This window comes from Pseudomonas sp. Q11 (assembly GCF_024494355.1).
Classification (GTDB): Bacteria; Pseudomonadota; Gammaproteobacteria; order Pseudomonadales; family Pseudomonadaceae; genus Aquipseudomonas; species Aquipseudomonas hefeiensis.
In genome coordinates this window covers 60,740-75,494 of record NZ_JAKNQY010000012.1, presented here as the reverse complement: position 1 = coordinate 75,494, position 14,755 = coordinate 60,740, and the positions used below count along the sequence as shown (strand labels likewise).

Here is a 14,755-nt window from a genome sequence, read left to right as displayed (position 1 = left end):
GGGGCGAGTCACATGAGCGTCACTAACACCACCAGTGGTTTGAGCCTCAACGAGATTCTGGCCAACTCCTCGGTCAAGACCAACACCACCACCGATGGCTTGGCCTCGGCGACGAATGCGGCTACCGGCTCCAAGGAGCTGGGCAAGGATGCGTTCCTGCAACTGCTGGTCACCCAGCTGAAAAACCAGAACCCGCTGGAGCCGCAGGATAACGGCGAGTTCGTTGCCCAGTTGGCGCAGTTCAGCAGTCTGGAAGGCATCACCACGCTCAACGAAACCGTGAGTGGGATTGCCGGCAACTACAACTCATCCCAGGCCCTGCAAGCCTCGTCACTGGTGGGGCGTTCGGTCATCGCCCCGGGTGACAAGGCTGTGGTCGACACCTCCAAGAGCCTCAACGGCACGGTGGTGGTACCGGCTTCGGTGTCTTCCCTGGCGATCAAGATCGCGGACAAGGACGGCAAGACCGTCCGTACCATCGAGCTGGGCAGCCAGAATGCCGGCAACTCGGCCTTCATCTGGGATGGCAAGAACGATGCGGGCACCACGCTTGAGTCGGGCACTTACACCTTCACTGCTTCGACCACTATCGACGACCAGGCCGTGTCGCTGATCACCCACCTGCCGGCGACCGTCAGCAGCGTGACGATCAGCCAGACGGGCGGTGAGCTGATGCTCAATCTCGCCGGGCTGGGCAGCATCGCCCTGTCCAAAGTACAAACTATTGGTATGTAGAGCCGACTAAACCGGCAAAAGGAGTGCAACATGTCTTTCAACATCGGCCTTAGCGGTCTCTATGCAGCCAACAAACACCTGGACGTGACCGGTAACAACATCGCCAACGTGGCGACCACCGGTTTCAAATCGTCCCGTGCTGAATTCGAAGACGTCTACTCGGCCACCCGGCTGGGCAGCGGCAGCAAGACCGTCGGCAACGGCGTACGCCTGGCCAACGTCTCCCAGCAGTTCGGCCAGGGTGACGTCAACAACACCGGCAACGTGCTGGACATGGGCATCCAGGGTTCCGGTTTCTTTGTCCTGAGCAACGACGGCTCCCTGAGCTACACCCGTGCCGGTACGTTCAAGACCGACAAGGATGGCTTCGTCACCAACAGCGACGGCACCGCGCGTTTGCAGGGCTATGGCGTGGATGCCAATGGCAACATCCTCAACGGTATTTTGACCGACCTGCGCATCGACACCTCCAACCTGCCGCCGCAAGCGACCAGCCTGGTTTCGTCGACGATTAACCTGAATTCGACGGCGACCCCGATTTCACAGGCGGCTCCCTACGTATTCGATCCAACCGATACCGCCACGTTCACCAAGCAATTCACCACACCTGTCTACGATACCCAGGGTAACCAGCATTCCATGGACCAGTACATGGTCAAGACTGGGGCCAACACGTGGGATGTCTACACCCTGATCGATGGTCGTAACCTGGATGGCAGCGCGCCGGTTGCGCCGAACGCTCCCGTTCCTTCGACGATGACCTTTGATTCGAGTGGTAAGTTGGTTCAGGTCAGTACTCCAGGACCGGTCACAGTTCCGCCGACCGCGCCGACCATCAGTAACGATTTGGAACTGGACGGTTGGGTGCCGGGTACCGTGACCAACGGCGTGTGGACCGCCAACGGTGCCGGTTCGTCGACGATTACGGTCTCCATGGCCAACACCACCCAATTCAACGCTGACACCGCTCGGTCAATCCCTGCCCAGAACGGCTACGCCACCGGCCAGATCACCAACCTGACCATCGATGGTAGTGGTGTACTGCTGGCCAACTTCAGCAACAACCAGACCAAGCCGATCGGTCAGCTCGCCCTCGCCAGCTTCACCAACGAGCAAGGCCTGCAGCCGGTAGGCGGCAGCAGCTGGAAAGAAACCTTCGCGTCGGGCATCCCGGGCTACGATGCCCCGGAAACCGGCACCCTGGGTTCGATCGTCTCCAACTCCCTGGAAGAGTCCAACGTCAACCTGACCAACGAACTGGTCGAGCTGATCAAGGCCCAGAGCAACTACCAGGCGAACGCCAAGACCATCTCCACCCAGAGCACCATCATGCAGACCATCATTCAGATGGCCTGATATCGAAGGTTGTCTGAAAGCTGCACAAGGAGCCCCTCGCAAGAGGGGCTTTCTTTTGAACGGGTGTTTTGTGGTGCTCGTCCCGGCGCCATCGCGAGCAGGCTCGCTCCCACAGGTGGACGCATTCCAATGTGGGAGCGGGCTTGCTCGCGAAGGCGTCGGGACATTCAATAGGGTCACTGGCTGAACCACCGCTTTCGCGAGCAAGCCCCACACACAGTAATTTTCAGTGAGCGCAAATCTTGCGAACGAACCGGAACACATGTGGGAGCGAGCCTGCTCGCGATGGGGTCAGTCCGGTCGCTACTTTTTTCAAGGCAAAAGAAAACCCCCGATAAACCAGCGGTCTATCGGGGGTTCCTTTTAGCAAGCGCCTTGCAGCGCTCACCCACTCAGCTTATTGGCAAGCTTCGCAATCCGGCTCGTCGATCGCGCAGGCTTTAGGCACTGGCGCGGGCCCGGCTGGAGCCGCCAGGACCGAATCGTCACCGTGGTTGCCGCCGCTGGAAACAGCGTTCAGCTTGCCGGTGTTGATGGTCGACTTCTCGGTGCTGGTGGCGGCCAGGGCACGGAGGTAGTAGGTGGTTTTCAGACCACGGTACCAAGCCATGCGGTAGGTCACGTCCAGCTTCTTGCCCGAGGCGCCAGCGATGTACAGGTTCAGCGACTGAGCCTGGTCGATCCACTTCTGGCGACGACTGGCCGCGTCGACGATCCACTTGGTGTCCACTTCGAACGCGGTGGCGTAGAGCTCCTTGAGCTCCTGCGGGATGCGCTCGATCTGCTGCACCGAACCATCGTAGTACTTCAGGTCGTTGATCATGACCGAGTCCCACAGGCCGCGGGCCTTGAGGTCGCGAACCAGGTACGGGTTGATCACGGTGAATTCGCCCGACAGGTTCGATTTCACATACAGGTTCTGGTAGGTCGGTTCGATCGACTGCGACACGCCGGTGATGTTGGCGATGGTGGCGGTCGGTGCGATGGCCATGATGTTGGAGTTACGGATGCCTTTCTGTACACGGGCGCGAACCGGTGCCCAATCCAGGGATTCGTTCAGGTCAACGTCGATGTACTTCTCGCCGCGCTGGGCGATCAGGATTTGTTGCGAATCCAGCGGCAGCACGCCCTTGGACCACAGCGAACCCTGGAACGTCTCGTACGAGCCGCGCTCGTCGGCCAGATCGCAGGAAGCCTGGATCGCGTAGTAGCTGACCGCTTCCATGGACTTGTCGGCGAACTCGACCGCAGCGTCCGAACCGTACGGGATGTGCTGCAGGTACAAGGCGTCCTGGAAGCCCATGATGCCCAGGCCGACCGGACGGTGCTTGAAGTTGGAGTTCTTCGCCTGTGGCACCGAGTAGTAGTTGATGTCGATCACGTTGTCGAGCATGCGCACGGCAGTGTTCACGGTGCGTTGCAGCTTGGCGGTGTCCAGCTTGCCATCGACGATGTGGTTCGGCAGGTTGATCGAGCCCAGGTTGCAGACGGCGATCTCGTCCTTGTTGGTGTTCAGGGTGATCTCGGTGCACAGGTTCGAGCTGTGCACCACGCCCACGTGCTGCTGCGGGCTGCGCAGGTTGCACGGGTCCTTGAAGGTCAGCCATGGGTGGCCGGTTTCGAACAGCATCGACAGCATCTTGCGCCACAGGTCTTTGGCCTGGACGACTTTGAACAACTTGATCTTGTTGTACTCGGTCAGGGCTTCGTAGTACTCGTAGCGCTCTTCGAAAGCCTTGCCGGTCAGGTCGTGCAGGTCCGGCACTTCGGATGGCGAGAACAGGGTCCACTTGCCGTCATCGAAGACGCGCTTCATGAACAGGTCAGGGATCCAGTTGGCGGTGTTCATGTCGTGGGTACGACGACGGTCATCACCGGTGTTCTTGCGCAGCTCGATGAACTCTTCGATGTCCATGTGCCAGGTTTCCAGGTAGGCACACACCGCGCCCTTGCGCTTGCCGCCCTGGTTGACCGCCACGGCGGTATCGTTGACTACCTTGAGGAACGGCACGACGCCCTGGGATTTGCCGTTGGTGCCCTTGATGTACGAGCCCAATGCGCGCACCGGGGTCCAATCGTTGCCCAGGCCGCCGGCAAATTTGGACAGCATGGCGTTGTCGTGGATGGCGCCGTAGATGCCCGACAGGTCATCCGGCACGGTGGTCAGGTAGCAGCTCGACAGTTGTGGACGCAGGGTGCCGGCGTTGAACAGCGTCGGGGTCGAGGCCATGTAGTCGAAGGACGACAACAGGTTGTAGAACTCGATGGCGCGGTCTTCACGCTGCTTCTCTTCGATCGCCAGGCCCATGGCCACGCGCATGAAGAAAATCTGCGGCAGTTCGAAACGGATACCGTCCTTGTGGATGAAGTAACGGTCGTACAGGGTTTGCAGGCCCAGGTAAGTGAACTGCTGGTCGCGCTCGTGGTTGATCGCCTTGCCGAGCTTTTCCAGGTCGAACTCGGCCAGTACCGGGTTCAGCAATTCGAATTCGATACCCTTGGCGACGTAGGACGGCAGGGCCTTGGCGTACAGGTCGGCCATCTCGTGGTGGGTCGCGCTCTCGGCGACTTCCAGAAAGCTCAGGCCTTCGGCACGCAGGGTGTCCATCAGCAGGCGGGCGGTCACGAAGGAGTAGTTCGGCTCGCGCTCCACCAGGGTGCGTGCGGTCATTACCAGTGCGGTGTTGACGTCCTTGAGTGCGACGCCGTCATAGAGGTTCTTCAGGGTTTCGCGCTGGATCAGGTCGCCGTCAACTTCTTCCAGGCCTTCGCAGGCCTCGGTGACGATGGTGTTCAGGCGGCCCATGTCCAGCGGCGCCAGGCTACCGTCGGCGCGTGCGATGCGAATCGAAGGGTGAGCCAGCACCGGCGCGTCAGCCGGGGTGCGGATGGCACGCTCCTTGGCGCGCGAATCACGGTAGATCACGTAGTCGCGAGCCACTTTCTGCTCGCCGGCACGCATCAGGGCCAGTTCGACCTGGTCCTGGATTTCTTCGATGTGGATGGTGCCACCCGATGGCATGCGCCGCTTGAAGGTCGCGGTGACTTGCTCGGTCAGGCGGGCCACGGTGTCGTGGATGCGCGACGAAGCGGCGGCGGTGCCGCCCTCAACTGCGAGAAACGCTTTGGTGATGGCGACGGTAATCTTGTCATCGGTATAAGGAACGACAGTGCCGTTACGCTTGATCACACGCAGTTGGCCAGGCGCGGTAGCGGCCAGATCCGAGTTCGAATCAGCGGCCAGCGGCGCGGTGCCCTGCGGGTTCTCGCGAGTTGTGTCGGTGTGCATGGGTGTCTCCACATTCTCTATGTTTGTTTGGGCACCATCACGGTGCCCACCGTTCCGTCCTGAAGCACTACAACCGACTGGCGCCGGGTATAACAACTTCGGGACAGTAGGAAGCAGGCCTGAATACCGCTTCCTTCCGAAGTTCTGGGCTTCGAGCCTGGGCTCGAAACCGGATTGCAGAGGTGCCTGCAATGGACTGCAACACCCGTACCGTTCTGGTCATTTCCGACCTTGAAACAGCGGCCATCCGCAGAGGGCGGTCTGGTCGTAGGGGAATGCGGTGTTTCAGCCGGACAAAGGCAAGAAAAGCGCTTGAATTCTCTGTCCGACTTGTGTTTGGTTTTTGGTCGAAAACCCTACATGTAGGGTTTTTTACGCGACGGGCTACAAGATAATGCGTTTTGGGGGATGAATGCAACGTGCTACCTGTGGATAAGCCTGTGCGTAATTTGTGTGCGAAACGTGGAACAGCGCTGTAGGCCGCGACCTTGCTGGAGTGGACCCTTTTTCATCGTTTTGACGATCCGAAAACAGCCCGGTAGTTTTTGCGGGCGCGGACGTTACCACACAAATCCCGCGCGACCGAACGCATTTGTCCGCTTGTTTTATGCAGGGCCGGCGTTTATACAATCGGCCCGTGCATGAGCATGGTTATCCTCCTTTAACATGACAAAAAGACGGGAGGATCTGGATTCTATATTTGGAGCGGACATTTTGTGGCGAGGGAGCTTGCTCCCGCTCGGTTGCGCAGCAACCGCAAAAATCTGGGGGCCGCTGCGCAGCCCAGCGGGAGCAAGCTCCCTCGCCACAAGTCAGGTGCTTATCCTTTCTGCTATATACACAACAAGACGAGGCCCCCGTGGAACAAGAAGCCTGGCAGGTATTGATCGTCGAGGATGACCAGCGGCTGGCCGAGCTGACTCGCGAGTACCTGGAAAGCAACGGCCTGCGTGTTGCCATTGAAGGCAACGGTGCGGTGGCGGCGGCGCGGATCATTGCCGAGCAGCCGGACCTGGTGATCCTCGACCTGATGCTGCCCGGCGAGGACGGCCTGAGCATCTGCCGCAAGGTGCGTGAGCATTACGACGGACCGATCCTGATGCTCACCGCCCGCACCGATGACACCGATCAGATCCAGGGCCTGGACCTGGGCGCCGACGATTACGTTTGCAAACCGGTGCGTCCTCGCCTGCTCCTGGCACGTGTCCAGGCCCTGTTGCGGCGCAGCGAACCGGAACCGGCCACGCCGCAAAAGCCGCGGCGCCTGCAGTTCGGCCCGCTGGTGGTGGACAACGCCTTGCGCGAAGCCTGGCTGCGAGACAACGGCATCGAGCTGACCAGTGCCGAGTTCGACCTGCTGTGGCTGCTGGTGTCCAATGCCGGGCGCATCCTGTCCCGGGAAGAGATCTTCACCGCCCTGCGCGGCATCGGTTATGACGGCCAGGACCGTTCCATCGACGTGCGCATCTCGCGCATCCGCCCCAAGATCGGCGACGACCCGGACCACCCACGGCTGATCAAGACCATCCGCAGCAAGGGTTATCTGTTCGTTCCTGAAGCTTGCGTAGACCCGGCGCCGTGAACTCGATCTTCCTGCGCATTTATGGCGGCATGTGTGCGGCCCTGGTGCTGGTGGCGGTGCTCGGCGTGCTGGCCCTGCACTTGCTCAACCAGACTCGCAGTGAGCAGTACCGCGAGCGTCTGGCCCATGGCACGTTTTCCTTGATGGCCGATAATCTGCGGCCCATGAACGACACCGAGCGGCGCCGTGCCCTGGCGGTGTGGGAGCGTCTGCTGGGCATTCCCCTGGCGTTGCAGACTTACGCCCAGACCGATCTGGATCTCGGCCAGCGCACCCGTGTCATGCGCGGTCAGGCCCTGGTGGAGCAGACCGGGCCCCACGCGGCAAAAGTTTATCGACTGGTCAGCGACGCTGAAAAACTGATGCTGGTCGGGGAAGTCCGCCAGATCAGCGAACAGTTGGCCCGGGCGACTATCTACTTGCTGGCCGATGAGTTGGTGCGCTACCCGGTGGCCGAGCAGCCTGAACGCCTGGCGCAACTCAAGCAGGAAAAAGGTTTTGGTTTTGACCTGCGGCTGATGACCGTCACGCAGGCGGACATGGATGAAGACCAGCGGCGTCGCGTCGCCGAAGGCGACACGGTCATGGCGCTGGGCAAGGGCGGTGACTCGATCCGGGTGTTCGCCGGCATGGTCGGTACGCCGTGGGTGCTGGAAATCGGCCCGCTGTACCAGATGAACCCTTATCCGCCTGAGTGGCTGGTGCTGATCGCGGCGCTGGGGTTGAGCCTGATCGGACTGATCGTTTACCTGTTGGTGCGCCAGTTGGAGCGGCGCCTGCGTGGCCTGGAATCGGCCGCTACCCAGATCGCCCAAGGCAGCCTGGAAACCCGGGTGCCGGCCCGCGGCGCTGACTCGGTAGGGCGACTGGCCGCCGCGTTCAACGGCATGGCCGAACACTTGCAGCAGTTGTTGGCGATCCAGCGGGAGCTGGTGCGAGCGGTGTCCCATGAGTTGCGTACTCCGGTGGCGCGCCTGCGTTTTGGCCTGGAGATGATCGGCAGCGCCACCACGCCTCAGGCCCGGGACAAATACCTGGCGGGCATGGACAACGATATCGAAGACCTGGATCGGCTGGTGGACGAGATGCTGACCTACGCGCGACTGGAGCAGGGGTCGCCGGCCCTGAACTTCCAGCGCGTGGATCTGGATGCGCTGGTCAATCAGGTGATTGAAGAGTTGGGACCGCTTCGGGCCGGGATCACGGTCGAACGCGGCCTGTGCCTGTCTGCCGCCGATTGCGATGGCGCCTGGGTCGAGGCTGAGCCGCGCTTCTTGCATCGAGCCCTGCAGAATCTGGTGAGTAATGCGATGCGTCACGCCAGCTCCCGGGTGACGGTCAGTTATCAGGTGGGTCAGTTGCGTTGTCGGGTGGACGTCGAGGACGACGGGCCCGGCGTGCCGGAGGCGGCGTGGGAGCGGATCTTCAAACCCTTCCTGCGCCTGGACGACAGCCGGGCCCGTGCTTCAGGTGGCCATGGATTGGGGTTGTCGATCGTGCGGCGGATCATCCACTGGCATGACGGCCGGGCGTTGATCGGCAAGAGCAAGAGTCTGGGTGGGGCCTGTTTCAGTTTGAGCTGGCCGAGGCATCAGGACAGGTCTTGAGGCCAGTGGTGAAGGGTGGGACGCTATCGCGGGCAAGCCTTGCTCCCACAGGAGACCACATTTCTTGCTCCCACAGGAGACCACATTTAGAGGGGGGCAATGTACTCTGTGGGAGCAAGGCTTGCCCGCGATGGCCCCCTCATTAGCACCACAAATCTCAGGCCTTGATCCCCACCAGACTCAACAACTGCCCATCCTTCACAGCAAACTGTGCCGACAACTCACTGCCATGACGCCACTCGGCCGACAGGTCGGTGAGCAACCGCAGTCGCACCTGCCCGCCGTGCGTCCATTCCAGCACTTCGGCATGCTCGAAATAAAAGCGCTGCCTGACGATCGGGTACAAGGCCTTGAACAGGCTTTCCTTCACGGAAAAGGTCAGGGTCACCAGCAATGCCCGGTCCTCTTGCCGGGTTGCGGCCATGCGCAGCAGTTCCGGTGGAGTGAGGATTTCACCGGCCAGGCGCTCGGCGCGCTCGGGGTCGAGCAGGTTTTCCAGGTCCATGCCCAGCCCTTGCCAGTGGTGTTTTCTGGCGACGATGGCCGCTGCCCGGCCGGTGCTGTGGGTGATCGAGCCACTGACATGGGCCGGCCATATCGGGGCGCGGTCGTCACCGATGGCCGGCACGCAGGTCTGGCCGTCCAACTGATGAAGGGCCGCCCGGGCGCAGATCCGTCCGGCAAGGAATTCCGCCTGACGCTTGGCCACTGAACGCTGGATGCTCGGGGGTGGTTCGATGGCACTGTGCAAAAAGTCATTGCCGCTCAGCAGCAACGGATCGAAGCGGGTGCTCAGCAGCACTGTATCGGACAAGGCTTCGGGCAACAGCCATTGATCATCCAGAGGCGTGCAGCAGGCGGGCAGGGCGGGGAGTGCGTTCATGGCCGGCATTTTGCCGGGTTGGCGTGAGGCTGGGTAGTGGGGCGTGGAGATTGTGAACGGGGAAGCTTTTGTGGCGAGGGAGCTTGCTCCCGCTCGGCCGGGCTGGCGCTCGAGGGCGCAGCGCTCGCAGGTTTTGGGTCTGCTTCGCAGCCCAGCGGGAGCAAGCTCCCTCGCCACAGGTGGTTGTTTCAGTTGAAGGATGGGTTTTAGTCAAAAATCTTCTTGAAGAACTTCTGCATGTCCGCCCAGGACTTTTCATCGGCTTGTTTGTTATAGCCAATGTCCGGCCCGCCATGTTCACCGTGACCCAGGCGGTCGGCGTCGGGATTGCTGAAGCCGTGCTTGGCGCCTTCAAGGTTGACGAACGTGTAGTCGGCACCGGCCTTGTCCATCTCGCTCTTGAACGCGGTGACGTTGTCCGGGGTGACCATGCTGTCCAGTGCGCCATGTTCGACCAGGATCCTGGCCTTGACGCTGTCAGGTGTGGCTGGGGTATTGGTGACCAGTGCGCCGTGGAAACTCACCACGCCGGCCAGCGGAACGCCCTGGCGCGCCGCATCCAGCACCACCTTGCCGCCGAAGCAGTAACCGATGGCGGCGATTTTGTCCGGGTCGGTGTGGGGTTGTTTCATCAGCAGGTCGAGCCCGGCCTGGAACCGCGCACTGGCCGCCTTGCCGTCCTTGAGGGCCGCCTGCATGAACGCCATGGCGTCCTTGGGGTGCTCGGTGTTCTTGCCGTCGCCGTACATGTCGATGGCCAGCGCACTGTAGCCCAGGCCCGCGAGATCACGGGCGCGGCGCTTGGAATAATCGTTCAACCCCCACCATTCATGTACCACCACCACGCCCGGGCGCGGGCCTTTGACCGCGTCGTCGTAAGCGTAGTAGCCAATCAGTTGGGTGCCGTCGGCACTGGTGTAGGGGATCTCCTGGGTCTGGATAGCGGCGTGGCTCGCAGCGCTAAAGGCCAGAAGTACAACAGCAAGCAACCGGTGCATGACGGATCTCCTTGATAAATGTTTGGGTGAGACAGAACACTCTAGCCGATTCATTCAGCGCAGGTTCAGAGAACGTTCAAGGGCCATTCAGGGACGGTTGGTTAACGTGGCTGCGACTTCACAAATCACCCACGTTACACAGGAGCTTGAACATGACTCACATGAAAACTCTGCTGTTGGCTTTCACGGTGCTGGGCGCCAGCGCCATGGCCCACGCCGATGATAACTTCGCCAGCCTGACCCTCGGCCAGACCAGCGACAAGGTCAAGAAGTCCGACGCCCTGAACGCTAACCTCAACCACCCGAACGCCGACGGTATCATCGGCAAGGACACCACCTATGGCGTCCGACTGGGCCGGCAAAACGACCAGGGTCGCTACTACGCCACGTACGACAACGTTTCGGGCACGCACAATGGCATCAAATTGCGCCAGGAAAACCTGCTGGGCAGTTACGATATGTTCTATCCGGTCACCGGCAGCACCAAGCTGTTCGGCGGCGGTACGGCGGGCCTGACCAAACTGACCCAGGACTCTCCCGGCTATAGCCGTGACAGCGATATCGGCTACGCGGTGGGCTTGCAGGCCGGCATCCTGCAGAAGGTTTCGCAAAACACCTCACTGGAACTGGGGTACCGTTACCTGCGCAGCAACGCCAGCACCGAGATGAGCCCCCACGCAGGTGGCAAGGTGGGATCGCTGGACCTGACCAGCAGTGCCCAGACCTATCTCTCGGCCAACTACACGTTCTAAGGCTGGAAGGTGAGCGTGGGCAGCCGGATCGGCCCAAGACGATCCGGCACCTTTTTTCTTGAACCGATGTGCATGACTGGATTGTTCGATTTGCCTGGGAGAGCCCCATGAAATTATTGGTCGTCGAAGACGAAGCCTTGCTGCGTCATCACCTGCAAACCCGTCTCACCGACAGCGGCCATGTGGTGCAGGCCGTGGCCAATGCCGAGGAGGCCTTGTATCAGGTCGGGCAATTCAATCATGACCTGGCGGTAATCGACCTGGGCCTGCCGGGCATCAGCGGGCTGGAGCTGATCCGCCGGTTGCGCTCCCAGGACAAGACCTTCCCGATCCTGATCCTTACCGCCCGCGGCAACTGGCAGGACAAGGTCGAAGGCCTCGCCGCCGGTGCGGACGACTATGTGGTCAAGCCGTTTCAGTTCGAAGAGTTGGAGGCCCGCCTTAACGCGTTGTTGCGCCGTTCCAGTGGCTTCACCCAGTCGACCATCGTGGCCGGTCCGTTGCTGCTGGACCTCAATCGCAAACAGGCGTCCCTGGGTGAGGAACCCTTGGCGCTGACGGCCTATGAATACCGCATCCTTGAATACCTGATGCGCCATCATCAGCAGGTGGTCGCCAAGGACCGCTTGATGGAGCAGCTTTACCCGGATGACGACGAGCGTGACCCCAATGTCATTGAAGTGCTGGTGGGGCGCCTGCGGCGCAAACTGGAAGCCCCGGCCGGCTTCAAACCGATCGAAACCGTGCGTGGCCTGGGGTACCTGTTCAACGAGCGTTGCCAGTGATTCGTTCGCTACGGCTGCGGTTGATGCTGGCCGCCATGACCCTGGCGGTGTTGTTCATGTTGGCGCTGTTGCCGGCCATGCAGGGCGCGTTCAGCCTCGCCTTGCAGGAATCCATCGAACAACGCCTGGCGTCGGACGTGACCACACTCATTTCCGCTGCCCGAGTGGAAAACAACCGCTTGAAGATGCCGGCGCAATTGCCCGATGAGCGCTTTAACCTCGCCGACGCCCGTCTGCTGGGCTACATCTATGATCGCGACGGGCGCCTGGTGTGGCGGTCCAAGGCCACTCGCGAAGAGAACATCAATTACTCGCCGCGCTACGACGGCCAGGGCAATCAGTTCGCGCGTATCCGCGAAGACAACGGCCAGGAGTTTTTTGTCTACGACGTCGAAGTCAAACTGCTCGGCGGCCAGAGCGCGGCGTTCAGTTTCGTCACCCTGCAACCGGTGCGCGATTACGAAGTGACGCTCGACGGCCTGCGGGAAAATCTCTACCTGGGATTCGGTGCCGCACTGGCGGTGTTGTTGGCCCTGTTGTGGATTGGCCTGAGCTGGGGGCTTCGCGCGTTGAGGCGCCTGAGCCAGGAACTGGACGAAATCGAAAGTGGCAGCCGGGAAAGCCTCAGCACCGAGCACCCGCGGGAGCTGTTGCGCCTGACCGGCTCCCTCAACCGCCTGTTGCATGGCGAGCGGGAGCAGCGCAGCCGCTATCGTGATTCCCTCGATGACTTGGCTCATAGCCTGAAAACCCCGCTGGCGGTGCTGCAAGGCGTAAGTGAAGACATGGCCCGGCGCGCCGAGGACCGTGGGCAGGCCTGGGTGCTGCAAAGCCAGATCGAGCGCATGAGCCAGCAGATCGGCTATCAGTTGCAGCGCGCCAGCCTGCGCAAAAGCGGTCTGGTGCGCCATCAGGTGCGCTTGCGTCCGGTGCTGCAAAGCCTGTGCGATACGCTGGACAAGGTCTATCGCGACAAGCGTGTCAACGTCAGCTTCGATCTGCCGGAGCAGTGCCATGTGCCGATCGAGCAGGGCGCCTTGCTGGAAATGCTCGGCAACCTGTTGGAAAACGCCTATCGGCTGTGCCTGGGCGAGGTGCGCATCAGCGTGCATCAGACCCTCGGCGGCATTGAGTTGTGTGTCGAGGATGACGGGCCGGGCGTGCCGCCGGATCAACGTGCACGGATTCTGCAACGTGGCGAGCGGCTGGATCGCCAGCACCCAGGGCAGGGCATCGGGCTGGCGGTGGTCAAAGACATCATCGAGAGCTACGGCGCCCGGTTGACCCTGGGGGACTCAGAGCTGGGCGGGGCGGCGTTTCGGATTCATTTTTCGGTGGTTTGACTGCTAACGGATACCTGCTGGAATCAGACCTGTGGGAGCAGGGCTTGCCCGCGATGGCAGTCTCAAGGGCGCCATCGCGGGCAAGCCATGCTCCCACATTTTGATCTGAGGGGAGCGCGGGTTGTGTGTCCACTGAAAATCAGCAACCCCTCTCTCTATCAACTCTCCTGCTCCCGATAAGCCCCCGGCGTTACCCCCGTCCATTTCTTGAACGCCCGGTGAAACGCCGACGGTTCAGAGAACCCCAGCTGTTCGGCAATCTGCTGCAACGACAGGTCCGCGCGTCCCAGATGGTAGATGGCGATATCCCGCCGCAACTGATCCTTGAGTTCCTGGAAGCTGGTGCCTTCCTCCCGCAGATGCCGACGCAACGTCTGCGGACTGATGTGCAAATGCGCGGCGACGGTGTCCAGGTCCGGCCAGCGTGCGGCGTCGCGGCTGAGCAGGCGGCGTAGCTGGCTGCTCAGGCTGTTGCCATCGTCAGGGCGTGACAGCAGGTCGGCGGGGGAGTGTTCGAGAAAGTGTTTGAGGGTTCGTTCGTCCTGCAGCAACGGCATGTCCAGGTAGCGGCTGTGGAACAACAGGCTGCAACGTTGCGCCTGGAACACCAGCGGGCAGGGGAACAACAGATCGTACTCGGCCCCATGGGCCGGCTTGGCATAGCTGAAGGTCGCCTGTTCCAGACCGATCCGCTGGCCGATTAGCCAGCTGCCGAGGCGATGCCAGATCACCAGCAGGCTTTCGGCCAGGAAATGGTCGGGGTCGCGCAGTGTCGATTCATCCAGGCTCAGGCGCACCCGTTCCCCTTCCGCCTCAAGTGTCAGGCTCGGAGCGTCCGGGAACAGGCTGTAGAACAACAACCCGCGCTGAAGGGCCTTGCCCAGGGTCCGGCAGTGGATCAATGCGTGGCACATCATGGCAAACGTCCCGGGTTTACTCGGGGCCAGACCAAACCCCAGATACTCATCCCCCAGTGCCAGCCGCAGCGCCTGCAACAGGCCGGCGAACTGTGCTGGCGCTATGCGTGCTCGCGGCTCGTCCAACAGCTCGGGGCTGATGCCCAGCTGTTGCAGCAAGGGAACGTGATCGAAACCTTGCCGGCGCGCGCCACCCAGGGCGGCGCGGGCAAAGTGGCTGGCGATTGTGCGTTGGCGCATGGCAGGAATCCGTTTATTGAGCTGCCGATGGTAGCAGGGGACTTCAGCTCGACAAGGCGGATATCCGCCAAATCCCGGAGCGGGAACTGCCGTGTGGGCGGGAATCCGCCATTTCCGTTCGATTGTTCAGATGTGTTTAACGACGTGTAGCCCTTGCGGCTCAAGGGTTGTAGGCATTTTCCGGAAAATGGCATGGGCCTTGCGATAGGCATCCGCAGGTCTGCCGCAGTGCAGCCGCCAAAACAAATCCCTCCAATGCAGGAGGGTT

Annotated in this window: 11 protein-coding genes; 7 read left to right on the top strand and 4 right to left on the bottom strand. The window is 61.3% G+C overall.

Features of this window, described 5'->3' with window-relative positions:
- Nucleotides 1-12 precede the first annotated feature (12 nt).
- A complete protein-coding gene (flgD, locus tag MA884_RS14510; protein ID WP_256231170.1) occupies nucleotides 13-735 on the top strand; it encodes a flagellar hook assembly protein FlgD in 723 nt (240 codons plus the stop codon).
- 30 nt (nucleotides 736-765) lie between these two features.
- Nucleotides 766-2,091 carry a flagellar hook protein FlgE gene (gene flgE / locus MA884_RS14505; protein WP_256231169.1) on the top strand — a complete coding sequence of 442 codons (1,326 nt, stop codon included), beginning with the start codon at nucleotides 766-768 and terminating at the stop codon, nucleotides 2,089-2,091.
- A 397-nt stretch (nucleotides 2,092-2,488) separates the two neighbouring features.
- Here the strand turns inward: flgE and MA884_RS14500 are convergent, their stop codons facing one another.
- A complete protein-coding gene (locus tag MA884_RS14500; RefSeq protein ID WP_256231168.1) occupies nucleotides 2,489-5,380 on the bottom strand; it encodes a ribonucleoside-diphosphate reductase subunit alpha in 2,892 nt (963 codons plus the stop codon).
- Between the two features lie 859 nt (nucleotides 5,381-6,239).
- On the opposite strand from MA884_RS14500, the gene MA884_RS14495 reads away from it, so the two are divergent.
- Both MA884_RS14495 and MA884_RS14490 read left to right on the top strand, forming a co-directional pair.
- The gene (locus MA884_RS14495) at nucleotides 6,240-6,962 is read left to right on the top strand and encodes a response regulator (protein ID WP_256231167.1); all 723 of its coding nucleotides are present in this window, start codon (nucleotides 6,240-6,242) and stop codon (nucleotides 6,960-6,962) included.
- Nucleotides 6,959-8,569 carry an ATP-binding protein gene (locus tag MA884_RS14490; RefSeq protein ID WP_256231166.1) on the top strand — a complete coding sequence of 537 codons (1,611 nt, stop codon included), beginning with the start codon at nucleotides 6,959-6,961 and terminating at the stop codon, nucleotides 8,567-8,569. Before MA884_RS14495 ends, MA884_RS14490 begins: the two co-directional genes overlap by 4 nt.
- A gap of 157 nt (nucleotides 8,570-8,726) precedes the next feature.
- Here the strand turns inward: MA884_RS14490 and MA884_RS14485 are convergent, their stop codons facing one another.
- Nucleotides 8,727-9,452 (bottom strand): 4'-phosphopantetheinyl transferase, encoded by a 726-nt coding sequence (locus MA884_RS14485; RefSeq protein ID WP_256231165.1) that lies wholly within the window; start codon nucleotides 9,450-9,452, stop codon nucleotides 8,727-8,729.
- 206 nt (nucleotides 9,453-9,658) lie between these two features.
- Complete coding sequence (locus tag MA884_RS14480) at nucleotides 9,659-10,450, bottom strand: dienelactone hydrolase family protein (protein ID WP_256231164.1); 792 nt, start codon at nucleotides 10,448-10,450, stop codon at nucleotides 9,659-9,661.
- Nucleotides 10,451-10,602: 152 nt separating this feature from the next.
- Between MA884_RS14480 and MA884_RS14475 the strand changes: the two genes are divergently transcribed.
- From MA884_RS14475 to MA884_RS14465, 3 genes are all read left to right on the top strand, one after another.
- On the top strand, nucleotides 10,603-11,202 hold the full coding sequence (locus tag MA884_RS14475) for a hypothetical protein (RefSeq protein WP_107321731.1): 600 nt from the start codon (nucleotides 10,603-10,605) through the stop codon (nucleotides 11,200-11,202).
- Between the two features lie 107 nt (nucleotides 11,203-11,309).
- Nucleotides 11,310-11,987, top strand: a complete 678-nt coding sequence (locus tag MA884_RS14470) for a response regulator (protein ID WP_256231163.1) — start codon at nucleotides 11,310-11,312, stop codon at nucleotides 11,985-11,987.
- Nucleotides 11,984-13,330: an ATP-binding protein gene (locus MA884_RS14465; RefSeq protein ID WP_256231162.1), complete on the top strand. Its 1,347-nt coding sequence runs from the start codon at nucleotides 11,984-11,986 to the stop codon at nucleotides 13,328-13,330. Before MA884_RS14470 ends, MA884_RS14465 begins: the two co-directional genes overlap by 4 nt.
- A gap of 158 nt (nucleotides 13,331-13,488) precedes the next feature.
- On the opposite strand, the gene MA884_RS14460 is transcribed toward MA884_RS14465, so the two are convergent.
- Nucleotides 13,489-14,487 (bottom strand): AraC family transcriptional regulator, encoded by a 999-nt coding sequence (locus MA884_RS14460; protein ID WP_256231161.1) that lies wholly within the window; start codon nucleotides 14,485-14,487, stop codon nucleotides 13,489-13,491.
- Between the last annotated feature and the right edge of the window lie 268 nt (nucleotides 14,488-14,755).